The organism is Dyadobacter sp. Leaf189, assembly GCF_001424405.1.
In the GTDB taxonomy this organism is placed as follows: Bacteria; Bacteroidota; Bacteroidia; order Cytophagales; family Spirosomataceae; genus Dyadobacter.
In genome coordinates, this window is record NZ_LMPS01000001.1 from 1,152,731 (window position 1) to 1,179,254 (window position 26,524).

General features: G+C 45.7%; 20 protein-coding genes. 11 read left to right on the plus strand and 9 right to left on the minus strand.

Annotated features, from left to right (window positions below; genetic code table 11):
* Positions 1–29: 29 nt before the first annotated feature.
* Positions 30–1,406, plus strand: a complete 1,377-nt coding sequence (radA, locus tag ASG33_RS04920; protein ID WP_056280977.1) for a DNA repair protein RadA — start codon at positions 30–32, stop codon at positions 1,404–1,406.
* 6 nt (positions 1,407–1,412) lie between these two features.
* Here radA and ASG33_RS04925 read toward each other — a convergent pair whose 3' ends face one another.
* Both ASG33_RS04925 and ASG33_RS04930 read right to left on the minus strand, forming a co-directional pair.
* Positions 1,413–2,327, minus strand: a complete 915-nt coding sequence (locus ASG33_RS04925) for a DUF58 domain-containing protein (RefSeq protein ID WP_056280980.1) — start codon at positions 2,325–2,327, stop codon at positions 1,413–1,415.
* A 12-nt stretch (positions 2,328–2,339) separates the two neighbouring features.
* Positions 2,340–2,792, minus strand: coding sequence for a septal ring lytic transglycosylase RlpA family protein (locus tag ASG33_RS04930; RefSeq protein WP_031526096.1), 453 nt, complete (start codon positions 2,790–2,792; stop codon positions 2,340–2,342).
* A gap of 239 nt (positions 2,793–3,031) precedes the next feature.
* On the opposite strand from ASG33_RS04930, the gene ASG33_RS04935 reads away from it, so the two are divergent.
* The gene (locus ASG33_RS04935) at positions 3,032–3,379 is read left to right on the plus strand and encodes a DUF3276 family protein (protein WP_031526095.1); all 348 of its coding nucleotides are present in this window, start codon (positions 3,032–3,034) and stop codon (positions 3,377–3,379) included.
* A 161-nt stretch (positions 3,380–3,540) separates the two neighbouring features.
* Positions 3,541–4,641: a redox-regulated ATPase YchF gene (gene ychF / locus ASG33_RS04940; RefSeq protein WP_056280982.1), complete on the plus strand. Its 1,101-nt coding sequence runs from the start codon at positions 3,541–3,543 to the stop codon at positions 4,639–4,641.
* A gap of 68 nt (positions 4,642–4,709) precedes the next feature.
* On the opposite strand, the gene ASG33_RS04945 is transcribed toward ychF, so the two are convergent.
* On the minus strand, positions 4,710–5,990 hold the full coding sequence (locus tag ASG33_RS04945; protein ID WP_056280984.1) for a DUF5103 domain-containing protein: 1,281 nt from the start codon (positions 5,988–5,990) through the stop codon (positions 4,710–4,712).
* A gap of 98 nt (positions 5,991–6,088) precedes the next feature.
* On the opposite strand from ASG33_RS04945, the gene ASG33_RS04950 reads away from it, so the two are divergent.
* On the plus strand, positions 6,089–6,667 hold the full coding sequence (locus ASG33_RS04950) for a Uma2 family endonuclease (RefSeq protein WP_056280985.1): 579 nt from the start codon (positions 6,089–6,091) through the stop codon (positions 6,665–6,667).
* A 42-nt stretch (positions 6,668–6,709) separates the two neighbouring features.
* On the opposite strand, the gene ASG33_RS04955 is transcribed toward ASG33_RS04950, so the two are convergent.
* Complete coding sequence (locus tag ASG33_RS04955; protein WP_056280988.1) at positions 6,710–8,653, minus strand: ATP-binding cassette domain-containing protein; 1,944 nt, start codon at positions 8,651–8,653, stop codon at positions 6,710–6,712.
* A 136-nt stretch (positions 8,654–8,789) separates the two neighbouring features.
* Between ASG33_RS04955 and ASG33_RS04960 the strand changes: the two genes are divergently transcribed.
* The 5 genes from ASG33_RS04960 (at position 8,790) to ASG33_RS04980 (ending at position 16,795) form a co-directional block, all read left to right on the plus strand.
* Positions 8,790–9,398, plus strand: a complete 609-nt coding sequence (locus ASG33_RS04960; RefSeq protein WP_056283279.1) for a bifunctional precorrin-2 dehydrogenase/sirohydrochlorin ferrochelatase — start codon at positions 8,790–8,792, stop codon at positions 9,396–9,398.
* A 276-nt stretch (positions 9,399–9,674) separates the two neighbouring features.
* Positions 9,675–13,031: a SusC/RagA family TonB-linked outer membrane protein gene (locus tag ASG33_RS04965; protein ID WP_056280990.1), complete on the plus strand. Its 3,357-nt coding sequence runs from the start codon at positions 9,675–9,677 to the stop codon at positions 13,029–13,031.
* Positions 13,032–13,070: 39 nt separating this feature from the next.
* Positions 13,071–14,543, plus strand: coding sequence for a RagB/SusD family nutrient uptake outer membrane protein (locus ASG33_RS04970; RefSeq protein WP_056280992.1), 1,473 nt, complete (start codon positions 13,071–13,073; stop codon positions 14,541–14,543).
* A 12-nt stretch (positions 14,544–14,555) separates the two neighbouring features.
* The gene (locus tag ASG33_RS04975; protein ID WP_082489085.1) at positions 14,556–15,485 is read left to right on the plus strand and encodes a putative zinc-binding metallopeptidase; all 930 of its coding nucleotides are present in this window, start codon (positions 14,556–14,558) and stop codon (positions 15,483–15,485) included.
* A gap of 5 nt (positions 15,486–15,490) precedes the next feature.
* The gene (locus ASG33_RS04980) at positions 15,491–16,795 is read left to right on the plus strand and encodes a DUF4302 domain-containing protein (protein WP_056280994.1); all 1,305 of its coding nucleotides are present in this window, start codon (positions 15,491–15,493) and stop codon (positions 16,793–16,795) included.
* Between the two features lie 78 nt (positions 16,796–16,873).
* Here the strand turns inward: ASG33_RS04980 and ASG33_RS04985 are convergent, their stop codons facing one another.
* From ASG33_RS04985 to ASG33_RS05000, 4 genes are all read right to left on the minus strand, one after another.
* Positions 16,874–18,244 (minus strand): RagB/SusD family nutrient uptake outer membrane protein, encoded by a 1,371-nt coding sequence (locus ASG33_RS04985; protein ID WP_056280996.1) that lies wholly within the window; start codon positions 18,242–18,244, stop codon positions 16,874–16,876.
* A gap of 31 nt (positions 18,245–18,275) precedes the next feature.
* Entirely contained in the window at positions 18,276–21,368 is a 3,093-nt protein-coding gene (locus ASG33_RS04990) for a TonB-dependent receptor (RefSeq protein ID WP_056280998.1), read from the minus strand.
* Between the two features lie 207 nt (positions 21,369–21,575).
* Positions 21,576–22,355: a glycosyltransferase family 2 protein gene (locus ASG33_RS04995; protein WP_056281000.1), complete on the minus strand. Its 780-nt coding sequence runs from the start codon at positions 22,353–22,355 to the stop codon at positions 21,576–21,578.
* Positions 22,348–23,598 (minus strand): glycosyltransferase family 4 protein, encoded by a 1,251-nt coding sequence (locus tag ASG33_RS05000; RefSeq protein ID WP_056281001.1) that lies wholly within the window; start codon positions 23,596–23,598, stop codon positions 22,348–22,350. Before ASG33_RS05000 ends, ASG33_RS04995 begins: the two co-directional genes overlap by 8 nt.
* Positions 23,599–23,726: 128 nt before the next feature.
* Between ASG33_RS05000 and ASG33_RS05005 the strand changes: the two genes are divergently transcribed.
* Complete coding sequence (locus tag ASG33_RS05005) at positions 23,727–24,635, plus strand: class I SAM-dependent methyltransferase (protein ID WP_056281003.1); 909 nt, start codon at positions 23,727–23,729, stop codon at positions 24,633–24,635.
* Here the strand turns inward: ASG33_RS05005 and ASG33_RS05010 are convergent, their stop codons facing one another.
* The gene (locus tag ASG33_RS05010) at positions 24,636–25,130 is read right to left on the minus strand and encodes an ORF6N domain-containing protein (protein ID WP_056281006.1); all 495 of its coding nucleotides are present in this window, start codon (positions 25,128–25,130) and stop codon (positions 24,636–24,638) included.
* 127 nt (positions 25,131–25,257) lie between these two features.
* Between ASG33_RS05010 and ASG33_RS05015 the strand changes: the two genes are divergently transcribed.
* Positions 25,258–26,523, plus strand: coding sequence for a nucleotide sugar dehydrogenase (locus ASG33_RS05015; protein WP_056283286.1), 1,266 nt, complete (start codon positions 25,258–25,260; stop codon positions 26,521–26,523).
* Position 26,524 lies beyond the last annotated feature (1 nt).

Consider the following 26,524-nt stretch of genomic DNA (forward strand, 5'->3'; position numbering starts at 1 on the left):
ATACACTTACAAATTAGATTATTCTACTTATGGCCAAAGCCAAGACTGCCTACTTTTGTCAGGAATGCGGGTACAATTCACCAAAATGGGTGGGGAGATGTCCATCATGCGGTGAGTGGAACACGTTTGTTCAGGAGGTGATTGAAAAGGAAGATCCGAAGACGGCGGTTTCCTGGAAGTCGGTGAACCTGGCCAGCAGGCCGCGCGCCATTTCAGAAATCGAATATCAGAATGAACCGCGCATTAAAACCTCGGACGAAGAATTGAACAGGGTGCTTGGCGGCGGTATCGTGCAGGGTTCTTTGGTACTGATCGGAGGAGAACCCGGTATCGGCAAGTCTACCCTGATGCTGCAAATCGCATTGACACTTTCGAATAAGAAAGTACTCTATGTTTCGGGTGAAGAATCCGATCAGCAGATCAAAATGCGGGCCGAGCGAATGGACGCGAAAAGTGACAAGTGCTACATTCTCACCGAAACTCATACACAGAATATTTTCCGGCAGATCGAAGATTTTCAGCCCCAGGTTTTGATCATTGATTCCATTCAAACCATGCAATCGACATACATAGAGTCGGGCGCCGGCAGTGTGTCGCAGGTTCGGGAGTGTACTGCCGAATTTATGAAATATGCCAAAGAAATGGGTGTGCCTGTTTTCCTCATAGGGCATATTACCAAGGATGGTTCATTGGCCGGACCCAAAGTATTAGAACATATGGTCGACACAGTTTTGCAATTTGAAGGCGACCGGCATAATACTTACCGCATCCTGAGAACTGCAAAAAATCGCTTTGGAAGTACCTCGGAGCTGGGTATTTATGAAATGCACGGAACTGGTCTGCGGCAGGTAAGTAATCCCTCCGAAATCCTGATATCACAGCGCGAAGAGCCCGTTAGCGGCATTGCAATCGGTTCGATGATGGAAGGCAACCGTCCTTTGCTGATCGAGATCCAGTCCCTGGTGAGTGTGGCCACATACGGTACTCCGCAGCGAAGCAGCACGGGCTATGATGCGAAGAGATTGCAGATGTTGTTGGCTGTACTCGAAAAACGGGGCGGGTTCAGGCTTGGTACGCAGGATGTTTTCCTGAATGTAGCCGGCGGATTAAAAGTGGAAGATCCTGCGATTGATCTTGCCGTTGTGGCGTCACTTGTATCCTCGTATGAAGACAAATATATTCCGCCGTCGGTATGTTTTGCCGCCGAGGTTGGTTTGGGAGGAGAGGTAAGAGCGGTGAATAGAATTGAAAACCGGATTTCGGAAGCGGAAAAGCTGGGATTTAAGAAAATGTATATCTCTAAATATAACAGCAAGGGACTTGAATTGAAGAGAGGAAACATTGAAGTGATCCCGGTAGCGCATCTTGATCAGCTTTTTATGTCTTTGTTCCTGAACGAACTTTAACAGAATTTACCGCATCTTGGCATGTTTAACCAGATACGCCATTAAGATGGGATCAAAACCCTGCGCAATGTCAGCCTCAATGAAATCGATTTTGTATTGGCCGCATTTGAGTTTGAGTTTTTGATAAAAGTCACTGACAAACTCTTTGTAAGAGTCTCGGACCTGATCAGGCTGGACCTTGATTTTCTCGCCTGTTTCAAGGTCTATGAATTCATACGGGCGGTTTTCAAAAGCGAAGTTTTCCTCCGTTTTCCTGTCGGTCACATGAAAGAGCAATACTTCGTGCAGATTGTGGCGTAAATGCTGAAGAGAGGAGAATATTTTATCAGCGTTTTCCAGATTGTCGAACATATCACTGAAAATCACCACGAGTGAGCGTTTATGGATCTTTTCGGCAATCTGGTGCAGTACTTCGGATACTGAAGTTTTGAGAAGAGGCCGGCTGCTTGTAAGCTGGTTTTCAAGTTCCAGCATGATCTTGTGAACGTGTGAGGGAGTTGACTTGACAGCTGTCTGCACTTCGATTTGCTCCGAAAATGTGCAAAGACTTACTGCATCTTTCTGACGTTGAAGTAAATACGTCAGACTTGCCGCTGCCATCACACTGAATGTCATTTTACCAAAATTCTCTTCCGGGTAGTACATGGAAGAGGAAGTATCCAGTAAGATATGGCAGCGGAGGTTTGTTTCTTCCTCGTACCGTTTTACATATAGCCGGTCGGACTTTGCGAAAACCTTCCAGTCAATATTTCTGGTTGATTCTCCTGTATTGTAGAGTTGATGTTCTGCAAATTCCACAGAGAAGCCGTGGAACGGAGACTTATGCAAACCGGTTATAAATCCTTCAACGAGCTGTTTGGCAAGGAATTCAAGATTTCCGAATTCTCTTACTTTGGCTAAATCAAGCTGCCGGTTGCTCATTGAAGTTTTACATTATTGTTTGCCTCTCATTGCGATCACTTTGCCGGATTTGGGATCAATATGTTCATTGGATTCCAGCAGTACCATTCCCTCCATTCCTACAACGCGTACTGAAACAGCTGCTACACCTTTTGCAACGATACCGAGCAGCCTGGCAGCTTCCTTACTCAGGTCAACGATCCTGTTGCGGGAGAATGGACCTCTGTCGTTTACTCTGACGATCACTTTTTCGTCATTTTCAAGATTCGTGATTTCCAGCATCGTATTCAGCGGATAACTCCTGTGTGCGGCTAACAATTCAGTGCTTTTGTGCACTTCTCCGAAAGAAGTTTTTCTTCCATTAAACATTGACGCATAATAGGAAGCGTGACCTGTTTCTGTTTTGCCTAATTTGACCTGAGCGAAAACTTCAGGCGAGGCAGCGAATGCTAATAAGATGAGAATCAGAATCCGACGATAAGTCATATCTCAGGATTTAAGTGAAACATAATAAGGAAAAAACGCCCTTACTTGATACTTGTTGCCCGGTTCTTCGTAGGAAATGAAAGACCAGGAATTTCAAATGTAATGGAAAAAGATGAGAAATGAACAAATGTTAAGGTTAAAGTACAACTGAAGAGTCGAATAGTGTAGTTGTAGCCCGCGCGCTCTTTAATATGTCTTTGTTTTTTTTGTTCGCAGCAATAAACGTTTTATTTTAGCGTTTGAAAACCTATTTAAAACTAAACATAGTGGAAGACAGAGAGCAAATCTACTCCAAAAGGGTTAGGGCGGGAAAACGGACTTACTTCTTCGATGTTCGCTCTACGCGATCTAACGATTATTATCTCACCATCACTGAAAGCCGTCGCCACCCACAGGGAGACGGATTTACGTACGAAAAGCACAAGATGTTTTTGTACAAAGAGGACTTTGATAAATTCGTGGATGCTTTGAAAGAGGCCGTTGACCACGTGAAGACAGAGTTGATGCCAGAAGTTGACTTCTCTCAGTTTGAAACCAAGGCCGACGAGGTGGATGTGGTTGGAGAGTCGGATCTTAAGTGGGATTAAAAACATTACATGAATAGAAAAGCCTTTGCAATCAATTGCGAAGGCTTTTGGTTTTTGTACTCGCTAAATGGTAATTTTGCAAAAAATTTAATTTAGCAGACAGGAGTTCTTTGCTTTCCAACAAGAAGAATGCCTGCTATTCACTGCATACTTCTTAAAATATGAGTCTTCAATGCGGGATCGTCGGGTTGCCAAACGTAGGTAAATCCACTCTCTTTAATGCGATTTCTACCGGCAAAGCCGAAGCCGCCAACTATCCATTCTGTACAATTGAGCCCAATGTAGGTGTTGTTACTGTTCCTGACGAGCGTCTGGAAGTTCTTACTACACTTGTGAAGCCTCAAAAGGTAATCCCTACAATCATTGAGTTTGTGGATATCGCCGGTCTTGTAAAAGGTGCCAGCCAGGGCGCAGGGTTAGGTAACAAATTTTTGGCCAATATCCGCGAGGTTGACGCGATTGTGCACGTGGTCAGGTGTTTTCAGGATGAAAATGTAGTGCACGTGGAAGGGCGGGTTGATCCTGTTTTTGATAAAGAAATTATCGACGCGGAACTGCAGCTGAAAGATCTTGAGTCCATTGAGAAAAAGATCCAGCGTACTGAAAAAGGCGCCCGCGCAGGCGACGCTAAAGCAAAAGCTGAATTGGAGTGGTTGAAAAAATACAAAGCCACGCTTGAAGCCGGTAACAATGCAAGAAGTGTCGAAATAGACGAAGAGACGAAGGAGGCCGTAATCGGCGATTTGCAGCTGTTGACGGCAAAACCTGTTTTGTATGTAGCCAATGTGGATGAAGGCTCGATGCTTACGGGTAATGAATATTCCGAGAAGCTGAGAGAGACTGTGGCCAAGGAAGGTGCCGAAGTGATCGTGCTTTGTGCTGCCATCGAATCGCAGATTTCAGAAATAGAAGATCCTGAGGAGCATGAAATGTTTCTGGGAGAATATGGTTTGAAAGAGTCGGGGTTGAGCAAGCTCATTAAAGCTTCTTACAAACTCTTGAACCTGATTACTTACTTCACGGCAGGTGTGAAAGAGGTACGGGCCTGGACAATTGTGAAAGGCTGGAAAGCACCGCAGGCCGCCGGTGTCATCCATTCGGATTTCGAAAAAGGTTTTATCCGCGCGGAAGTGATCAAGTTAGCCGATTACGAGCAATATAAGACGGAAGCGGGAGTGAAGGAAGTTGGCAAAATGGCAGTAGAAGGAAAGGAATATGTTGTTGCCGACGGAGATATCATGCATTTCAGATTTAACGTCTAGCTATTTATAAATTCATATAAATTCAAAAGAAAAGAGCAGCCGGATAGGTTGCTCTTTTCTTTTGAATGCTATCTGCGCCGATTCCATTCCACTGTGCGGTAACCTACCAGTAAATCGGCCCTGCCGGCCGGTGGGCGATGATAGATCAGAATATCGTAGTCGTTTTCCGTAGCTCCGTAATTTCCTTCAATAAATGACTCGTCCGGCTTCCCATTGCCTGTTTTCATGATGTAGTCGTAGTTGATTACGCCCTGTTTCAGCATGATTTCCGCTTCGTAAGCCTGCGTGTCCGCATTGTAGGTCATTTTGTTGCGTTCATTCAGCTGCCAAAGATTAAATGCGCCATTTACATAAAAAGCAGCATCAGGTTCTTCGGCTATTTTCAATGTGAAAAATACCGGCGTATAATCAGCCTCCACACTTCCCCGACCAGATTCTCTTTGATCTACAATATAATTTCCGTTAAAATCATCGACCTGAATGTAAGCGCCACTTGACCTTGGTTTATCAGGAAACAGGTGCAGACTTGTAAATTCATTGGTACGCTCCATTTCATTAATCCCGAAACCTCTCGCGGATAGCGTCCGGCTGTCGAAATAACGGAATTCATTACCCCCCGGAAACGTATTTTCAAGATCGAAAAAAGTGTATTCAAGCAGCCGGTCAAAGGGCTTTACGCTAGTGGGTTTGAAGCCGCTTTTCATCTGGTCAAACCGGAAGTTTTTGCGGATAAATACTCTCAGATCAGTCTGTGGGGCAATCAGCTCGTATCCCTTGTAATCTACGGAAAAGTCAATCTGCTGATCAGAAAATTGCTCCTGAATGCCCTGCGAGAACCTTGCTTTTGCATTGATACTTACCCTGTTCTCAAAAAGCATAAATCTCCTGCTCAAAACGGGTTTTCTGTCCCTGTCTGAATATACATAAATCACATAATTGCCTGACAGCTTCAATCGCGGCAATTCGAGCCGGTAATGAAAATAGGGCACTTTGGTGCTGAATGCCTGTTCGGGACTATTGACAGGGTATTCGTTGAATTCATAGGTGAATTCAATATCATTCAAATTCGACTTTGTCCAATCTGCATTGCAATGGACAATTTTGGCCCGGTAACTATTGAACTCTGCGGACAGATCATCAAATTCCAGAACAAACGGCGAACCGCCATTGAGCTGCTTAACCGGTGGCGTGAGCAGGCGCGTAGGGTTCTCGGGATCTTCCAGCGCCGGGTATAGTAAAACCGTCCGGATTTTTTCATCATAGATATAGTCTTCCAGACGCAGCCCATTCGGCTGCGCCTGTGCCTTTAAGGCACATATGGTAAGACAAATTACAAGCAGTAGTCGCATTGGAGATTTTTGAAATAGTAACGTTACTTTTCGGGTCAAGGTACGTATAGTAAGTAAAAGTGATTTGAACATTATTAACTATTTTTGTTTACACACGTATGACAGCACAACCTATCACCATGTATTCAGCAGAAGAGTATCTCGAACTAGAAAGAGCCGCAGATTACAAAAGCGAGTACTACCGCGGGGAGATTTTTGCAATGGCCGGAGCCGGGCGGAATCACAATCGTATTAAGGAAAACTTGTCAATTGAAATTGGGTCTTTCCTGAAAGGCAAGTCCTGCCAAAGTTTTTCCAGTGATATGCGGGTGCATATTCCGGAAAGTACATTGTACACATACCCGGACTTACTGATTTTATGTGGAAAGGCAGAATTTCTGGACCGGCACACTGATACCCTGCTCAATCCGTCTGTAATCATTGAAGTGTTGTCTCCAAGCACCGAAAGCTATGATAGAGGTAAGAAGTTTCGATTTTACCGCGGCATCGACTCGCTGGTAGAATATATCCTGATAGATTCCACCGAGCTCAGCGCAGAAGTGCATCGTAAAGAAACCGGTGATGTTTGGGTTCTTTCGTCTGCTGCATATGATCTAGAAAGCAGCATTGAAATCAGCCAGGTAGGTCTCACGTTGAAGATGTCCGACATCTATTCTCAAACGGAAGGCATATTCTAAGTACAAAAAAGGAGCTATTTCTAGCTCCTTTTTTGGATAAGTTTATTTTCCTGCAAGCTCTTCCACTTCCATCATCAGGTTTTCCCAATCCTCTGTGGTTTTTTCCAGCTTTTGTTTGATATCGGCATAAAAGCGGTTCATTTCGGCCAATGCAACAGAATCATTGTAAATCGTCGGATCTCCCAGCTTTGTTTCTGTTTCCGCTTTGCGGATTTCCAGATTGTTGATGGTCGATTCCAGTTCTTCGATCTGTTTTTGCGCTTTTTTCAGCTTGGCTGCATCCTCACTCGAATGCGGTTTGGGAGCACTCTTTGCAGGCGCAGCTTGCTGTGCAGACTTCTGAGGAGGCGCGCTGCTGACAGTTGCTTTCTCGCTCACAGCAGATTGCAAGCCTCTTTCTTCAACCCATATTTCATATTCCTGATAAGTACCAGGATATTCTTTGATCTGATGATCTTCAATGTACCAGATCTTGTTTGCAATGTTTTCAACGAAATACCTGTCGTGGGAAACGACAATGTAGCTGCCTTCATATTGCTGCAAAGCCTGGATCAGGATATTGACAGACTGCATATCCAAGTGGTTGGTAGGCTCATCGAGCAGCAGGAAGTTAGCCTGTGACAACAATACCTTCGCTAATGCAACCCGCGATTTCTCTCCTCCCGATAATACTTTGATTTTCTTGAAAACATCGTCCCCGGTGAACAGGAAGCAGCCCAGTACAGTCCTGAGTTCGGTTTCTGTTTTGGTAGGGTTCGCATATTTCAGCTCCTCGATCAGGTTGTGTGCAATATTCAACGATTCAAGCTGGTGCTGCGCGTAGAATGTAAACGATACATTGTGTCCCAGTCTTCTTTTGCCTTCAATAGGTTCGGTACCTGCCACAACGCGGAGTACAGTAGATTTCCCACGACCATTTGCTCCGATCAATGCAATTTTGTCGCCCCGCTCCATACTGATGTTGGTGCTGTCCAAAATGACCTTCTCTCCGTAGGCTTTAGACGCGTCTTCCAGCTGAAAAACGTGCCTGCCGGGCTGGGTAGTGAATTGAAAACGGAAATGAACTTTCGCGTTCTCATCGACAACCGCATCCACAACTTCCATTCTGTCCAGTGCCTTTACACGGCTTTGTACCTGACGCGATTTGGTCGCTTTGGCCTTGAACCGCTCGATAAAACGCTCAGTCTGGCGGATTTTAGCCTGCTGGTTCTCGTAAGCGCCCCGCTGAATTTCATTACGCTCTTCTTTTTCTTCCAGATAGTAAGAGTAATTCCCCGCATAGTAGATCAGCTTTCCACCTGATACTTCTATGGTCGTGTCGATTGTATTATCAAGAAATTGCCTGTCGTGGGAAACAACGATCACAGCTCCTTCGTAAGACTGAACATATTTTTCAACCCATTGAATCGAGGGTAAGTCAAGGTGGTTGGTTGGCTCATCGAGCATGAGCAGCGAGGGTTTTTGCAAAAGCAGTTTCGCAAGCATTACACGCATTCTCCATCCACCCGAAAATAACCTGAGCGGCTGGTTCAGATCGCCGGTGGAAAAACCAAGTCCTTCGAGTATCGCTTCCGCCTTCGATTGAACAGAATATCCGTCGAGCGCCTCGAATTCGTCCTGCACTTTCGCCAGCTTGTCTACCAGCGCATCTGTATAATTATGCTCCATATCGTGCAAAATCTTGTCGATCTGCACTTGCAGCTGATTTTGTCTTTCGAAAGCCTGCATAGCTACCGAAAGTATAGAATCGTCACTTTGGTAGGAAAGCAGGTCCTGGTTCAGAAACCCGATTGTGCAATCACCTGACTTGGAAATATGTCCCTCGTCGGGCTGGAATTCTCCATTGATCATTCGCAGGAGTGTCGATTTTCCTGTTCCGTTCAGACCAATGAGGCCAATTTTCTGTTTCGGCTTTATATGCAGCGATGCACCGTCGTAAAGTGCTCTGTCGCCAAGGAAATAACTGATGTTGGTAATTGCGATCATAGTACAAAGTTACACGGAAAGAAGCAGATAGTAAAAGTAGGATTGTTGGAATAGTTATAAACCGGACCCGACAGGTAGAATCCAAACTTATTTTATAGTAAATTTGATTATAATCCATTCATCCAAACAACAGGCCGTGAACGAGCTTTTCCCTATTTTTATCAAGCTTGAAAACCTGCATACATTGATTGTAGGGGGAGGTTACGTGGGGCTCGAAAAGATCACCGCAGTACTGGACAATTCACCCCGGGCTACCATCACACTTGTAGCGCCCGAGATCCGGCAGGAGATTGCCGACCTGGCTGCGGAAAATGCAAGAATCACATTGATCAGGCGCGTTTTTGAAGATCAGGATCTTGACTATAAAGACCTGGTTATTGTGGCTACGAACGATAAGGAAGAGAACAAGCGTATCTGGAATACGGCCCGGGCGCGGCATATACTCGCCAATGTGGCCGATACTCCCGCTATCTGCGATTTTTATCTTTCTTCGGTTGTCAGAAAAGGGAACCTGAAGGTCGCTATTTCAACCAATGGAATGTCGCCTACTCTGGCCAAAAGATTAAAAGAAGTGCTGGGAGAGGCGCTTCCAGATAACCTGGAAACAGCAATGCAGCAATTAAAGGAAGTCAGGGATATGCTCAAAGGGGATTTCGCCTATAAGGTTGACGAGCTGAATCGCATTACCTCTGTTTTGACAAACCCGGTAAAAAGTGCTGAAAACAATTTGGAAAGCGATAAATAACGCCTCTGATGGTTACAATAAATCTTGCGCTAAATTGTTTTAATAAAGATCTTTATACCAGTACTTACCGCACCCTCTAAATCAGTTTCAGTTTCTGCGTACCCCGGATTATTAACTCCGGAACTGAAATTCCATTCATCGTTTGCATACTCTTGCCGAAAGCGAAAAATTGAGTTCGTTTTTTAAGACTATAATATGTATTATTGAACATACTAATTAACCAACGCCGAGCAGTCGGAAGCCCTTAATTTTTGAGATAGACTTATACACAAACATATGGATCGTTTTTACCGGAACAGTGGCCAGGGTCGGCTTTCGTTGTGGCTTCTTGGTGTTTTCTTCTTTTCACTCTTTCTTTTTTCCCATTCATCGTCTTCTGCTGCGCTCGCTTTTGAAGTGAGAGGTATTGTCAAAAGCAGTACCGGTGAAGTGTTGATCGGTTCTACGGTGCGCGTCAAAGGCACTCAGAAAGGGACGGTTACCAATGAAAGGGGCGAGTTTGTTATTTCTGATGTGAATGAAGGTGCCACGCTGGTCGTGACGATGATCGGGTTTTTACCAAAAGAACTTCCTGCCGCACGTAATATGACGATTGAGCTGGCTGAGGATGCAGTTGGTTTGCAGGATGTGGTCGTAACCGGTTTTCAGCAGATCGACAAGGATAAGTTTACGGGCTCGGCGGTTACGCTTAAAACAGACGATGTAAAAATCGACGGACTGCCTGACGTGAGCCGGATGCTCGAAGGCCGGGCTGCGGGAGTTTCCATTCAGAATGTATCAGGTACTTTCGGAGCAGCACCCAAGATCAGGATTCGCGGCGCCACTTCTTTGAATGGAGATAATAAGCCACTTTGGGTGATTGATGGTGTCGTTCAGGAGGATATTGTGAATATTTCAAATGACCAGCTTTCCAGTGGCGACCCTACTACATTGCTGGGTTCGGCAGTGGCGGGACTTAACCCCAACGATATTGAAACATTTGATATCCTGAAAGATGCTGCTGCGGCTGCATTGTACGGAGCCCGCGCAATGAACGGGGTAATCGTGATCACTACCAAAAAGGGAAAGAGCGGCAAGCCGGTGATTACTTATTCTGGTAATTTCAGCACGCAGCTTACGCCTTCCTACCGCAATTTCAACATCATGAATTCTGCCCAGCAAATGTCGGTTCTGGGTGAACTGGAAAGGAAAGGATACCTGAATTCGGACATTCTTTCCAAGCCTGATTTTGGTGTTTATGGCAAATATTACAACTCGCTGAATGGAGACAGTCAGGGTAATTTCCCGATCCCGAATACGCAGGATGCCAAGAAAAACTACCTGCTGAGATATGCCAAAGCCAATACTGACTGGTTTGATGTACTCTTCAAGCAAAATTTTATCCACGAACATTCGCTCAGCGTTTCATTTGGAACAGATAAATCAAGTTCCTACGCATCGGTAAGTTACCTCGATGATAATGGCTGGACCATCGCCGACAAGGTGAAACGCTACACATTGAACTTCAATAATACGTACCAGCTTTCTGACAGGTTAAGTGTGGGCCTTACTACCCTCGCTTCCGTGAGGAGGCAGCAGGCGCCCGGCTCGCTCAGCCGCAGAAGTAATCCCGTGGAAGGTAAGTTTGACAGGGACTTTGATATCAATCCATTCAGTTATGCATTGAATACCAGCCGCACCTTAACTGCATACGACGAGAATGGCGATCTGGAATACTTCCGTAGAAACTTCGCGCCATTTAACATTGTATCCGAGCTCGCCAATAACAGGATCAACCTGAACCTTGCGGATATCAAACTTCAAGGGAACCTTTCCTACAAGCTTACAGACCATATCAGCTACGATTTCCTGGGTGCATTGCGCTACATTCAAACGGGCCGCGAGCATATTATTACCGAACATAGCAATATGGCGAATGCCTATCGCGCTGCTGATAACTCTACGATTGCTCTGGCCAATAAATACCTGTATACTGATCCTGATGTGCCTAATGCTTACCCGGTGATTGTGTTGCCAAGCGGAGGTTTTTACAACCGGAATGAAGATCAGATGCTGTTTTACAACATCCGGAACAATTTCAGGTTCAACAAAATGTTTGCGGAAAGGCACCAGATTGACCTGCTCGCCGGTCAGGAGATCAAGTACACAAACCGCCAGAATTCAAATAATACGGGATATGGATTTCAGTATGACCAGGGAGGAACTCCATTCGTAGACTACCGCATTCTGAAACAAACCATTGAAACAAACTTCCAGTACTACGGAATGCGCATGGATTATGAGCGTTTCGCCGCATTCTATGGAAGTGCGGGGTACACGCTTGACGATAAATACAACTTTACCGGATATATCCGCTACGATGGTTCCAATGGTTTTGGTAAATCGGCAATCGCACGCTGGCTGCCAACTTATACCATCGCCGGATCCTGGAATTTTGACCGTGAAAATTTCATCAAAGGCTTCAAATGGCTGAGTATGGGAAGATTGAGGGCCAGCTACGGACTTTCAGCGGATACCGGCCCCGCTACAAACTCTGCCGTTTTGTTCCAAAGTATTATCACCAGGCGACCTTATGCTGATGAAAAGGAATCGGCTATCGCATTGTCCTCACTTGAAAACACCGAGTTAACCTGGGAGAAATTGTATAGCGGGAATGTAGGACTTGATCTGGGGCTGTTTGCCAACCGTGTTAACCTGACTGTTGATGGTTATTTCCGGAACAGCTTTGATCTGATCGATGAGATAAAAACATCGGGTATCGGCGGACAGATTTACAAAGTCGCCAACTACGCGGATATGCAGTCTTACGGCGTTGACTTTTCGCTTGACGGGGTTTTGTACAAAACCAAAGACTGGGATTTCAGATCGAGAATCACAGTGGGTTATGCTAAAACCCACATCACCAATGTTGATAACTCGCCCGGAATTTTTGATTTGGTAAAAGCGGAGGGTGCAAATGTAAAAGGCCGCCCCGTGAGGAGCCTTTTCTCTATTGACTACCGCGCATTAAACCCGAAATCGGGTGTTCCGATTTTTGTGAATGAAAATGGCGAGGTTAATTCAGATGTTTACCTGCAGGATCAGAATGTATCCTATCTGAAATACGAAGGCCCGGTGGATCCACCCGTAACTGGCGGGTTCAACAATACCCTTGCTTATAAAAACATTACACTCAATGTGTTTTTAACCTATCAATATGGTAACAAAATACGCCTGAATCCATTGTACAAGGCTGCATTCAGTGACCTTGATGCCATGCCCAGGGAGTTTCTGGATCGCTGGCTGATTCCCGGTGAAGAAGGTGTGACGCCAGTAGCGTCAATTCCTGACAAGTTAGAAGCTCAATATCTCGCAGGTACCTATCCTTATAATATTTACAATTACTCAACTGAGCGCGTGGCGAAGGGAGATTTTATCAGGTTGAAATCCGTTTCACTATCCTATAAAGTTCCCGTTTCCGTTGCGGGCAGATATGGTCTCAAAGGAGCAAGTATCCAGCTGTCGTCGATCAATCCCTGGTTGATTTATGCCGACAAAAAGTTAAAAGGGCAGGATCCCGAATTCTTTAACTCGGGCGGGGTCGCTCAGCCCATTCAGAAGCAGTTTACAGTTGCATTGAAACTGACATTGTAACGGGGACTTAGACTAAGATTTTGATTCAAGATATTTCATATGAGCACATACAAACTTTTCAAATACCTGAGCCTCGTCTTGCTGGTCATTATTTCGGCTGGTTGTGAAGACTTCCTGTCTACCGAGCCGGACAGTACGCGCGCTTTGATCAATACGCCAAAGCAAGTGTCACAGCTGCTTACTACTGCTTATCCGCAGGGTGGTTATGTGGTGTTTGCGGAAACAATGAGCGATAATGTAACAGATAAGGGAACAGGACAGGATGATAAGGTCAACCGGTTTTCGTTCCTGTTTGAAGAAGTGGAGGCAACTGTTGATGATCAGGATTCACCCGACCAGTACTGGGCAGAATGCTACCGTGCCATTTCCGTAGCAAACGAGGCACTCGACATTATCAGCAAGGCTGAAAACCCGGAAGAGTACAGCGCGCAAAAAGGGGAGGCGCTGGTCGCACGTGCTTATGCGCATTTCATGCTTGTTAACTTTTTCAGCAAATTTTACGATCCCGCCCAACCAAATACCGACCCAGGGATTCCTTATGTAACCGAGCCCGAGCGTGTGGTGTTGAAACAATATGAGCGGAAAACGGTTGCTTATGTTTACGAAATGGTTGAAAAGGATTTGCTTGAAGGGTTGCCGCTGATCAGCGACGGATCTTACACTATACCTAAGTACCATTTCAACCGTGCAGCTGCCAACGCATTTGCAAGCCGGTTTTATCTTTTCAAAAAAGACTACCAAAAAGTAGTACAATATGCGAATGCAGCGTTTCCTGGAGGGAATATTGGTGAGAACCTGCGGCCGTGGAATACGACCTATAAAAGTTTGTCACCTGCTGAGCTGTATAACACCTACTCCCGCGCCAGCCAGAATGCGAATTTGCTGCTGGCAGAAACTTCGTCTTTATACGGGAGGTACGTGGCCCAATATCGTTACGGTATGAATTTCAGGAAGTGGCAGGAAGTTTCAGAAGGGGAAGGTATTATTGGCGGCAATGCAAGCTGGGCTTATCCATTGTACACTCAGGGCGATAACAACTATTTGATCCCAAAGCTGAATGAATATTTTGTGCGTGAATCCGTGAATGCGGAAATCGGCTTGCCTTACGTAATGCTGCCGTTATTTACAGCAGAGGAAGTTTTATTCAACAAAATTGAGGCAAATGCGTATCTCAATAATACAAACGAGAGTATTGCCGACCTTAACCTGTTTGTGAGCAAGCGGGTAGCTAACTACAATCCCTCTACGCATACGGTAACAGCTATAAGAATGCGCAATTTCTTCAATGTGACTTCTACGCGTTCAGCGATCGTGAATACGGTCCTAGCTTTTAAAAGGGTCGAATTTGTACAGGAGGGAATGAGGTGGTTTGATTTGCAGCGATATGCGATACCTGTGGAGCACGAAACATCCTCAGGGCAAGTGATTGCAGTTGCCGGCAATGATCCGAGGAGAATTTTGCAGATTCCGCAATCGGCAACTTTGGCAGGTTTAGAACAGAATAGCAGATAATTGACACATACAATGATCACAAAGGTATTATCAAAAATATCCCTGGCCGGAATGCTGGCGCTCAGTACGCTGCTTACCTCCTGTAAGGAAGATGAAATCGGCGAAGTGGAAGATATTCCCGGACTGGGCGGTGACGAATGGGTTCAAGGGCCGGTGGACAAGTGGATACTTGATAGTCTCACCACACCTTACAATATCTCTGCGAAGTATAAGTGGGACCAGTTTGAGTTTGGTAATATCACCAAAACGCTCGTGCCGCCAGATGAAGCCCAGGTAGTTCCGCTGCTGAGCACAATCAAGAAAGCTTGGACGATTCCTTATGTTCAGGAAGCCGGGAAAGTGTTTTATAACCGGTTTTCTCCCAAATTCTTCATTTTGTCAGGCAGCAACGAGTATAATGCAGAAGGCTCTGTCACGCTTGGTACCGCAGAAGGTGGCCGCAAAGTGGTTTTATTTGGGGTTAACCTCTTTAAAATAAAGGGAATGCAGGGGTACAATGCAGCCCGGGATTCATCTTTTGTGAAAGACTGGTTCCTGCATACGATCCACCACGAGTTTGGTCATATTCTTCACCAGACCGTACTTTATCCCGTGGAATACCGCAATATTACGAAGTCGCTGTATCAGGGAGGAAACTGGATCAACTGGTCGGATGCCGATGCGCGACGCGACGGGTTTGTTACTGCTTACAGCTCGCTTAATTTTGATGAAGATTTTGTGGAAATGATTGCGATGATGCTTACGGAAGGAAAGGCAGGTTTCGACAAGATCGTGAATTCCATTCCCGAAGGAACAAGTCCGCACGGAGTGACCAAGGCGCAGGCACAAGCTTCACTCCGGCAAAAGGAAGCGATTGTGGTGGCATATTATAAGAATACCTGGAATATAGACTTTTACAGCCTGCAAAAAAGGGTGCGGGGGTCGATGAACCAACTTTTTTAGGATTGATGAAAAAAATCGTTTTATATCTTCTGGTTGCGTCGGCGGGCCTTTTTTCCTGCGAGAACAGCGACGATACATTGTTTGAAGAATCAGCCGATACACGTCTGAATGCAGCCCTGGCTTCTTACCAGAAAAAGCTGGTGGAAGCGCCTTATGGCTGGAATGCTGTGATTTACCTGGCGGGTGGAGGCAGTTACGGATTTTACTTCAAATTCAATGATCAGAACAGGGTAGTCATGTATTCGGATTTTTCAGCTGCTTCTGCCGCAACTGCCAAGGAAAGCAGCTACCGGCTCAAAGCAATGCAAACGCCTTCGCTGATTTTTGATACCTACTCATACCTGCATGTCCTGGCTGATCCTGATGAAGAGGTAAATGGCGGAACAAGGGGCGAAGGATTACAATCTGATTTCGAATTCAGCATATTCCCGGACTCGCTGGGGGAAGATCGGGTTGCATTTGTAGGTCGTAAAAACCAAAGCAGGCTGGTTCTTACCAAAGCTACGCAAGCCCAGGCGGCCGCCTTTACCAATGGAGATCTTGCCAAAGCATTGCTTTTCAATAATATCGCCAAATACCAGGCCTACTTCAAAAGGATCATAGTAGGAAATGTCACTTACGAGGTGACACCCAATTTGAAAGCACGCACCATTAAGCTGACCTGGCTGGATGGGAGTACGCCAAAGAATTTTACCACTGGCTATTATTTCAGCGGAGGCAATCTTGTCTTCCTTAATCCGCTCGTAAATGGATCGCAGACGATTAATGGATTCAATAATTTCAGCTGGACCGAAAGCACAGTTCAGTTAAAGTTTAATGCGGGAAACGTAGCTACAACCGTGCAAAGTGCTATCAAACCGCTCGCGGTAGATCTGGCAGCTTCAAGAAGATGGTGGCAGGAGCCAATCGAATCAGGGCGCGACTGGCGGACCAGGGATGTTTTCCATGTTAACGGTGTAGATGACGCACTTGGAGTAAAAGATGTAAAGTATGGAGAGAGTATATATGCCTATTTCACTTATCAGCCCGGGGTTGACAAAAGATATGATATTTTTGGGCCGATTTTTCTTGGCGAAGAATCGTACATTTTTGATTACGCCTTTGCGCCTGCCAGACCTACCTTTACCGCTGACGGCCGGATAATATTCAAAGAATATGCGAAGTTTGGAGCGGTTCCCGCAACTGGTCCAATCGCCAAAACGGCTGAGCTGTTATACGAGCCAAATGGATTCTATCTCATTCAAACTTCGGAAACAACTTATGATATGGTAAGTGCAAAGGATGCGAAAGCCTGGATCAGCTGGCAGTAAGATATTCAGTTTAGAGGACCAACAAAAAAGCACTTCGTTGAGAAGTGCTTTTTTGTTGGTAGGTGTGGCTATTCGGGATTAATATCCTTCGTTTTGCACCAGCTTTTTATTTACATCGATCTCGCGCTGCGGAAGCGGCAGGATCAGCCTGGGTGAATCGTAAGGTAGCGCGCCTACATTGCCTTTGTTACGTTTGATATCGTGCAGCATGTGGCCTTCAAATGCAAGTTCCAGGTGTCTTTCCTTCAAAATGGCAGGTAGAGTCAATGTTGTCAAATCCTTTATACCTGCACGTTTGCGGATTCGGTTGACATCAGCAAGCGGAGTTGCGCCCACAGCTGTTCCAAGACGGAAATTCGCTTCCGCGCGTGTCAGGTACATTTCTGCTGAACGGAATTGCAATACATTGCCAAACTGATCAATGTGCTTCTGCGTGTAAGTATTAATGGAGCTTACAAAAAACTGACCGCGTACATCGCCTGCTTCGTACAGGTTGCGGTGCCGGGGAAGTACCCTGATATCACCACGTCCGGAGCTGCCCGGAATATCGTCGATCGTAGCGCCGAAGTAGGTGTTCAGGTCATTGATCCCATCCTGCTGCGTTACAACCATCGAGAAAATGTACTCTCTTGGATTAGCTCCTCCATTTCTCATGAAAGTGTAAAACAATGAATTAAAGTCCGTTGCAAGAGGATACTCACCTGATTCGATGATTTCATTCGCCTCGTCACGCGCTTTTGCAAAATTGGATTGCATTAAATACACACGGGAAAGCTGGGCCGCCGCGACAAATTTATTGGCGTAAATGGTGTTACCCTCAGGGAGAAGCGACTTTGCCGCATTCAGATCTTCCAGGACCTGCTGGTAAACTTCCGCAACTGAATTCCGCGCAATTTGATCTGCTTCTGTTACTACGCGTGTTGGTTTGAGTACAATCGGTACACCTGGATTTTGGGCTGCATCTCCATCGCCCCAGGCTCTTGCAAACAGCCTTACGAGATCGAAATAAACAGAGCCACGGATAAACCTGGCTTCTCCTTCAATGCGTGCACGTTTGTCTTCATCCACGATATTCAATGCAGAAAGCACATTGTTACACCGGTTGATCGTCACATAGGAATCTCTCCATGTAGCCAGTGAGGTTACATTCTGTGTGGTAATTTGCTTGTTGTACATTTCAAGCAAATTTTGGAAAGTTCCACCAAAACCCAGCTCATCACTGTTACCAAGCAGTTCGGAAGAATATTGGAAAGCGCCTCCGTAAACATCAGGATCCTGCAATGCATCATAGGCGCCGATCAGCGTCACCTCTACGTCACGGGAAGTACTTAGCGCAGCTTCCTCGTCAATACTTTGGGTTGGGGCAACGTCGAGTCTGTTGTCACAGGCTGTCAGTAGAAAAGATCCCGCGGCAAATACCAGGGAGTATATATATGTTCTTTTTTTCATAATTCAGATGAATTGATAAGCTGAATGCGATTTAAAAACCGACGTTGATACCAAACATGATCGTGCGTGGCTGTGGTGCTGTATAAAAGTCATTTCCCAAAGCAAATTTTGTATCTGCCTCGGCCAGATCGTCCGTGTTAACTTCGGGATCCCAGCCTTTGTAGTTGGTAAATGTCGCCAGGTTAAGTCCTGATACGTAAACACGCACACGCTCCATTTTGATTTTGCTTGTAATGCTCGAAGGCAGGTTGTAGCCCAGTGTCACCGAGCGTAAACGCAGATAAGATCCGTCAAGAATGTAGCGTGTAGACGCCTGGTTTCCGTTTCCACGATAAAAACGCGCCTCAGGAACATTCGTGTTCGGGTTTTCAGGAGTCCATGCATTCATCTGGTCGGCAGTCTGGTTATCCTCATAAATCCCGTTTGCAGAAGAATACTGGCCTACTCCGTAGAAATTGATCTTATTACCTGCAACTCCGTTAAAGAAGACATTCAGGTCCAGCCCTTTGAAAGAGAATGTATTGGTAATACCACCCACAATTTTAGGGTTTGGACTTCCTGCTGCGATCCTTTGTGCGCTGTTATACAGGTTGTTGGTAACTGTGCCGCGGGGGTCGTTTTCTGTATTTTTGTAAAAAAGGGCATCGCCGTTTGCAGGATCAACACCAGCATATTCCACTGTGTAAAAAACGCCAACCGGCTGACCTTCCATGACGCGGTTCATATTGCGGATACCGCCTTCAATAATCTGTCCCTGAATGTCAGTAACCTTGTTTTGGTTGGTCGCAAAATTGAGCGAAGTGTTCCATTTAAACTTGCCGATCAGGTTTTGTGTGTTCAGTACAAATTCAAAACCTTTATTTTGCAGCTTGCCTACGTTGGCCACTTTGGTAGAGAAACCGGTTGTTGCAGGAACGTTCACTGCAAGCAATAAGCCCGTAGTTTTCTTCTCGTAGTAGTCAATCTCTCCATTGATCCGGTTGTTGAAAATACCGAAGTCGATACCCAAATCAGCTTGTCTGGTTGTTTCCCATCTCAGGTCAGGGTTTGCCAGTTGTGAAGGACGCTGTCCGGCTGCTCCTGCATAACCTGCATCACCCGAAAACAAGCCCAGTTGCGGAAAGTCGCCGATTTCAGAGTTACCTGTTGAACCGTAGCTCCCTCTCAGTTTCAGGAAGCTGAGAGTAGCATTATCTTTCAGGAAGTTCTCTTCTGTAAGCACCCAACCCGCAGAGACTGACGGGAAAAATCCATAACGTGAATTGACACCGAAACGGGAAGAACCATCGATCCTCGCGCTGGCATATAGCAGGTACTTGTCAGAGAACTTATAGTTTACCCGGAGGAAGTACGAAAGGAAACGGTAGTTGGTTTCGGATGAGCTACCGCCTGATTTCGTAGCCGCACTCGCGATCTTTTTGTATGAATTGGAAGGAAACTGGGTTCCTTCGACAAAGTTCTCCCTGCTTTGTGATTGCTGGTAAGACATACCTAATGTACCGTCGAAAGTATGGTTGTTCACCACCTTCTCGTATGAGAAGAAGTTGTTGGTATTATAGTTGGTGATAAACGTTGCAAAATTCTCACCCAACCCGGCAACCGCTGTACTAACGTTCCTGATATTCTGCGTTTGGTAGTAACTCTCTTCGTTCTGGTTCAAAATGTCAATTCCCAGCTCACTTCTGAATCTCAGGCCAGGTACCAGGTTAATCTGCGCGTATGCATTGGTCAGGTTCCTGGAAGTGGTCGCAACGAAGCTCGCATATTTGATGGAGATCATCGGATTGAAGTACAGCGGCACGCCAACTTCTCCCGGAGGGGTACCAGTAGGTAAGCCCGTTTCAGGGTCATTGAATGGTGTCAATGGCGTTAATGCCGCCATTTGCAATGGATTAGAAAACGCATTGTCACCAGGCAGACGTTTGTTTACCGTTCTTGCCAGACCCATTGAAAGGCCTACCTGTAACCATTTATAAGCCTGGTGGTCAAGGTTGATGCGACCTGAAAGGCGATCCAGCTTGTTTCCGATGATGGTTCCTTTTTGATCAAGATATTGGCCGGAAATGAAGAATTTGGTTTTTTCATTACCTCCATTCATTTGAAAATCGAGCTGCTGCTGGGGCGCTTTCTGGAAAGCCTGATCTTGCCACAGGTACTCTTTCTGATCGGGAGTGCCGTACGTTCCAAGGCTATAATTATCTAAAAATCCACCTTCGCCCAGCATGTATTGCGTGTACGAATCAGGATCATTCGGGTCCACACCGTCAATGCGGTCGCGGTTGTTAGCCGCCATTGTATAGAATTTCACATACTGTTCCGCATTCAGGAAGTCAACCCGGCGGGTGGCTTCCGAAGAACCGATCTGGTAATTAACACTTACATTGGTTTTTCCAGCCTTCCCTCTTTTGGTCGTGATAAGTACCACGCCATTTGCTGCACGTGAACCGTAAATAGCTCCCGCAGAAGCATCTTTCAGGATTTCAATGGATTCAATATCATTGGAGTTAAAGTCTGCGAGCGGGTTGGTTGCCCCACCGGTGCTATTGCTTACATCGGAGGTAGTTACCGGCATTCCATCGATCACATAGAGTGGCTGGCTGCTTGCGCTGATAGAAGAATTTCCACGCACCCGAACATTGATCGCCTGTCCAAGCTTCCCTGTTCCGCTGTTTACATATACACCTGCTGCTCTTCCCTGCAATGCAGCGTCGACACTTGCAACAGGCATATTCTGGATTTCGGTACCCTTCACCTGGGCGATATTTCCGGTCACATCACGCTTGATCTGTGAACCAAAACCGGTAACAACCACCTCGCTCAAATTGCGGGTATCGCTCACCAGCTTTACATCGATCACACTTTGGTTACCAACAGCGATCTCCTGTGAGGTCATTCCCACAAAGCTGAAAATCAAGATGGATGAAGAATTTGGAACACTGATGGAATAATCTCCCTGTGCATCTGTCTGCGTCCCGTTGGTGCTCCCTTTCACCTGTACGGACGCCCCCGGTAGTCCCGAGCCGTCGTCGCTTGTTACTTTTCCTGTGACTCTAACATCTTGGCCGTTTGCTGACACCCATGCAATCACACAGAAAAAAAATGCAAATAGCAGAATTTTTTTCATAACGATAGGTTTGGTTATTTATATAATTGATAAAACAAATATATCGTTAATGAAAGTTGTACCAAATTTTGTTAGGAAAAATATGGGATTTTAAGCAAAATTTGCATATTAGGATTTTGGTAAAAAATAGGACAACAGCTAGTCTAAACCCGTTTTCCGAGTCCAATTTGCTAGAAATGAAAAATAGGAGTAAAAAAAGAAGGAAGCTTACCAGTACCTGCCCCTGCGCATCGTAAAAACGGCCCCGCGCCAGAAAATGCGGAGGTGATTGAAACTCGCCTGGATCGTTCCGAAATGTTTTTGCAAGACCAGAAAGCGGTCGACAAGCGAGCGGCGGTGATTTTGAACGGAGGTGCCGCCCATTAGGTACCGACATAGAACGAACGGCAGAAATTGCACTCGGCCAGCACGTTTGAGACACGTAATTTCCCAATCAATATCTGCACTCAGATTGGAGATATCATAAATAGGAGCGACTTGCTTCCGGGCAATAAATGCCTGGTGACAAATTTTCATCCCTAATGCAAAATCTGTCCATTGAATGTTCTCCGGCAAGGAGTGCGGCGTAAACTGGCTCCGGAGACCATGTTCACGGTTGCTTTCATCCACCATCATTGCGTCGCTGTAATATACATCGGCTCCCGTGGCAGTTGCCGAAAGCAAACCGGCGAGTGCCTTGCTATCGAAAATCTCGTCGCCGGCATTAAGGAACCAGAGATATTGTCCGCCCGCCAACTGCATTCCTTTGTTCATCGCATCATAAATCCCCCGGTCTTTTTCTGAAACAATCCGGGAAATAATGGACGAATACTGGTGGCAAATCGACAGCGTAGTATCCTTTGAAAGCCCATCGATAATCAGGTATTCGATCGGTGAGGGATCAGCAACTTGTGAAAGTGCCGCTTGTACGCTGCGCAATGTGCGCTCCACGTACTTTTCTGCATTGTAGGTTACTGTTATGATCGTTATAATCGGCTGGCTATCCATTCAATAATGAATTGTAAATAGCCTGGTAGCGCGAAGCGATCAGGCTTTCTGAATAATGATTAACAACTTTTTCGCGGGCGGCCGCTGACAAGGCAGGCGATCCGTTTTGTTCCAGCACCCAGCTGATCCCGGCTGCAAGTGAATCGGCAGACCTTTGTTCAGCAACAAATCCATTTAGCTGATGATCGATCATTTCCGGAATTCCCCCGGTATCAAATCCAACCGCAGGAGTGCCGCAGGCCATTGCCTCCATGATTGTATTCGGCAGATTATCTTCCAATGATGGTACTACGATCAGGTCAGCGGCATTATAAGCATTCACCATCGTTTCTGTATCGCTGATCTTGCCTATATAATGTACGGGAACGGGGAAATCCGAGAAGCCGGACACATCTGCTTTTCCAAAGAGCATCACCTCAATTCCTGCCGAAACGGACTTCATGCACTCCAAAGCTTGTTTGAAATAAACGAAGCCTTTTCTTTTATCCTGAATGTTTGCTCCGGTAAACAGGATCAGCTTTTTATCAGCAGGCAACCCGAATGCGTGGCGCGCTGCAAGCTTGTCTACCGGCCTGAACAAGGTAGTGTCAATGCAGTTTGGAATGCAAAATGAGTTGAGATTCCTGGTAAGCGCCGCTTTTTTGGCGAGTGTATCCAGCCACAAGCTGGGAGAGATCAGGGCTGTTTTGGCCTGCGAATAAAGTGCCTTTTTTGCTTCAAATTGTGTAAAGGAAATGTCGTAAATGTCGGGCTTTGCCAGATAAGGACAGTATTGGCAATGTGACAGAAACCGCTCGCAGCCGCGGTTGTAATGGCAGCCACCGGTCATTGTCCACATATCGTGCATTGTCCATACAATGGGTTTATTTAATGCAAAAAGCTTTTCGAGAGATTGGAGTGAAAGAAACCCGAAGTTGATCCAATGCAAATGCAGGATATCTGCCTTTCTGACTAATGGATGTGCGCTAATATCTGCTCCAATCCCAGCAGGGGAGAACGCAAACCTCACTGACTGATCTGCTTCCTGCGGGTAAAAAAGGAGCCGCTCGGCGGTAAACCGGGCCCACATTTTTCGCAGGTCCCATTTTGAATTGCCTAATCCATAAACATTTTGCTCCTCTTTTGAAGGAAATGCAGCAAGCAGACTGGATTCGATACCCGACTTTAATAATGCCTGATGCAACCGGGCAGCTGCCACTCCTGCGCCTCCTTCCAAATGAAACGTACTTAAATGAAGTACCATGTAAATGAACTTTGCCGACGGTTTCCGAAGGGATGTTAATGTTTGATAGCGGTAAAATTAAACAGTTCCTCGCTTAAAAATTTTATTCGTTGATCTATCTTTATCCTGAACTAAGTAAACTGACGATAATGTCTAATGAAAAGCGCAGCCACGAGGCGCATTCGGAATGGTACGATGTCCAATACGCGACAAAGGAGGCGAAAGACAGGGCTATTGAGCTGTGGGAGTATGATAATCAGCATAAAACCATCAACCACTGGATTCACCAGCGGATGCTTACATTGACTGATCCTTTTGTAACAGAGTCGAAAACGTGGCTTACAGTAGGGGATGGTTACGGTTTTGATGCCAATCACTTTTACAAAAAGGGGCTGGATGTGACTGCTACCGACATTTCAGAAGCTTTTCTTCCATTATCCAGATCGCGGGGGTTTATTGAAAAATATGCTGTCGAGAACGTTGAAAAACTCACTTTTCCTGACGGTAGCTTCGATTATATCTTTTGTAAAGAAGCCTATCATCACTTTCCCCGCCCGTATTTGGGCGTTTATGAAATGCTCCGCGTTGCCAGAGAGGCGGTCATACTGGTCGAGCCCCACGACCCGATTTCTAAAATGCCCTTTTTATTGGCGCTACGAAATATTTTCGATCGTTTTGATACAAATGCTTTACAAAAATATTGGAAGAACAGGTATTCGTTTGAGGAAGTCGGCAATTACGTTTTCAAGCTCTCGGAGCGGGAGATGGACAAGCTTGCAAATGGTATGGGTCTCCCGATGGTTGCATTTAAAGGCATTAACAATAACTATTACCACCCTTCATACAGCCAGGAAAAGGCAGATGATTCGTCTCCTGCTTTCAGGAAGATAAAGCGCAAGCTGGCGTTTCACGATTTTCTTACGAAGGCTACGTTAATGCCCTCACAGGTACTTTGCGCAGTCATTTTTAAGAAAGTACCCTCTGCACAGGTTTTAAGTGCCATGCAAAGAGAAGGCTTTCAGGTACACGTTTTTCCACCAAATCCTTACGCCAGGTAATCATTCGCCTGACTTGAAACCAATGGTCGCGCGTGCTGGCTGGGGCGGATCAAGCAGGTATTGCAATGCCTGGTGGATATCCTCAAACTTTGTCTCCATTTCGAGCTCAATGGCTTCAATTCGCTGCCTGAGTTCGGCAGAGTCCAGGTAATTCTGCCGCATTCTAACGAATGCACGCATAATCGTAATGTTTACTTCCAGCGCTTTCGTGCTTTTCAACACGCTGGAAAGCATAGCGACACCTTGCTCGGTGAATGCAAATGGCAGGTACCTGTTACCGCCTGGACTTGAGGTCACATTTTGTGACCTCAAAACCTGGTACTCCTTTTGCGTCAGCTCGAACATAAAATCGGGCGGGAACCTGTCCATATTCCTTCGGACGGCCTGTTTCAGTGCTTTGGTTTCGATCTTGTACATTTCTGCCAGATCGTAGTCGAGCATTACTTTACAGCCGCGAATAACAAATACTTTGTTTTGAATGATTTGTAAATCCATAAACGTATTTAAGATGTTCTATACAACCAATACGTCGGTTTTTAGCTTTGGTAACGGGGTAAATTGAAATTTTTTGGTAGGTTGAAATATGCATAGTTTTATGCCCGACATTAAACATGCACACAGAATGCTTCCTGAATTTGAAGGTAAAATCGCGGTAATAGGATTGGGTTATGTAGGTCTGCCGCTGGCAATCGCGTTTAGTCAAAAATACGATGTACTGGGTTACGATATCAACAGCCAGCGGGTAGCTGAGCTGCGTCGTGGTGACGATGTAACAAAGGAGATTTCTACGGAAGATTTAGCAAATGCGTCCAAGCTGCGCCTTTCAGAAAGTGAGCATGATTTAATGGAATGCAATGTTTTCATTGTAACAGTTCCCACTCCGGTTGATAACAACAAAAAGCCGGACTTGATACAGCTGCTCGCAGCAAGCAGTACCATTGCAAAGTACCTTAAAAATGGCGATATCGTCATTTATGAATCTACGGTGTATCCGGGTTGTACGGAAGAAGACTGTGTTCCCGTGCTGGCTGCGCATAGCGGACTCAGGTACAATGTTGATTTCTTCTGTGGTTATTCCCCCGAGCGGATCAATCCGGGAGATAAAGTGCATACGTTTACCAAAATCAAAAAGGTAACTTCGGGCTCAACTCCTACCACAGCGCGTTTAGTTGATCAGCTTTATAATTCTGTGATTGAAGCAGGAACGTATCTGGCACCAAGTATCAAAGTTGCGGAAGCCTCCAAGGCGATTGAAAATGCGCAGCGCGATGTAAATATTTCCTTCGTAAATGAGCTTGCACTGATATTTGACAGAATGAATATTGATACAACGGAGGTGCTTGAGGCTGCTGCGACCAAATGGAACTTTCTTAAATATAAACCCGGGCTGGTTGGCGGGCATTGTATCGGAGTTGATCCTTATTACCTGGCTTACAAAGCGGAGTCGCTCGGCTATTATCCGCAGGTAATTTTATCGGGAAGGCGTGTTAATGATACAATGGGCGTGTTTGTCGCCAATAAACTGGTAAAGCTCCTGATCAAAAAAGGCCATAAAGTGGAGGGGAGCAGGGTACTGCTGCTGGGTATCACATTTAAAGAAAATTGTGCGGATATGCGTAACACACGCGTTGTTGACGTGTATCGGGAGCTGTCTGACTTTGGCTTACAAATCGATATTTACGATCCCTGGGCTTCGGCAGAGCAGGCACTGTCAGAGTTTGGTATCCAGCTTGCGGCTGAGCCTGAGGGGAGGTATGAGGCAGTTGTACTTGTGGTGGCCCACGACATTTACAATCAGCTTGATTTCAACAGCTTTACGAATGCCGAATCCGTCATATTTGATCTGAAATCGGTATTGCCGAGAGAAATGGTTGATTCCCGGCTTTAAT

Excerpts from the sequence above, each read along its gene's own strand:
- ASG33_RS04990 (WP_056280998.1), bottom strand. The coding sequence starts at position 21,368 with ATGAAAAAAATTCTGCTATTTGCATTTTTTTTCTGTGTGATTGCATGG.
- ASG33_RS04955 (WP_056280988.1), bottom strand. The coding sequence starts at position 8,653 with ATGATCGCAATTACCAACATCAGTTATTTCCTTGGCGACAGAGCACTT.
- ASG33_RS04985 (WP_056280996.1), bottom strand. The coding sequence starts at position 18,244 with ATGAAAAAAAGAACATATATATACTCCCTGGTATTTGCCGCGGGATCT.
- ASG33_RS04995 (WP_056281000.1), bottom strand. The coding sequence starts at position 22,355 with ATGGATAGCCAGCCGATTATAACGATCATAACAGTAACCTACAATGCA.
- ASG33_RS05000 (WP_056281001.1), bottom strand. The coding sequence starts at position 23,598 with ATGGTACTTCATTTAAGTACGTTTCATTTGGAAGGAGGCGCAGGAGTG.
- ASG33_RS04970 (WP_056280992.1), top strand. The coding sequence starts at position 13,071 with ATGAGCACATACAAACTTTTCAAATACCTGAGCCTCGTCTTGCTGGTC.
- ASG33_RS04950 (WP_056280985.1), top strand. The coding sequence starts at position 6,089 with ATGACAGCACAACCTATCACCATGTATTCAGCAGAAGAGTATCTCGAA.
- ASG33_RS05015 (WP_056283286.1), top strand. The coding sequence starts at position 25,258 with ATGCTTCCTGAATTTGAAGGTAAAATCGCGGTAATAGGATTGGGTTAT.
- radA (WP_056280977.1), top strand. The coding sequence starts at position 30 with ATGGCCAAAGCCAAGACTGCCTACTTTTGTCAGGAATGCGGGTACAAT.
- ASG33_RS04945 (WP_056280984.1), bottom strand. The coding sequence starts at position 5,990 with ATGCGACTACTGCTTGTAATTTGTCTTACCATATGTGCCTTAAAGGCA.
- ASG33_RS05010 (WP_056281006.1), bottom strand. The coding sequence starts at position 25,130 with ATGGATTTACAAATCATTCAAAACAAAGTATTTGTTATTCGCGGCTGT.
- ASG33_RS04930 (WP_031526096.1), bottom strand. The coding sequence starts at position 2,792 with ATGACTTATCGTCGGATTCTGATTCTCATCTTATTAGCATTCGCTGCC.
- ASG33_RS05005 (WP_056281003.1), top strand. The coding sequence starts at position 23,727 with ATGTCTAATGAAAAGCGCAGCCACGAGGCGCATTCGGAATGGTACGAT.
- ychF (WP_056280982.1), top strand. The coding sequence starts at position 3,541 with ATGAGTCTTCAATGCGGGATCGTCGGGTTGCCAAACGTAGGTAAATCC.
- ASG33_RS04925 (WP_056280980.1), bottom strand. The coding sequence starts at position 2,327 with ATGAGCAACCGGCAGCTTGATTTAGCCAAAGTAAGAGAATTCGGAAAT.
- ASG33_RS04980 (WP_056280994.1), top strand. The coding sequence starts at position 15,491 with ATGAAAAAAATCGTTTTATATCTTCTGGTTGCGTCGGCGGGCCTTTTT.
- ASG33_RS04975 (WP_082489085.1), top strand. The coding sequence starts at position 14,556 with ATGATCACAAAGGTATTATCAAAAATATCCCTGGCCGGAATGCTGGCG.
- ASG33_RS04965 (WP_056280990.1), top strand. The coding sequence starts at position 9,675 with ATGGATCGTTTTTACCGGAACAGTGGCCAGGGTCGGCTTTCGTTGTGG.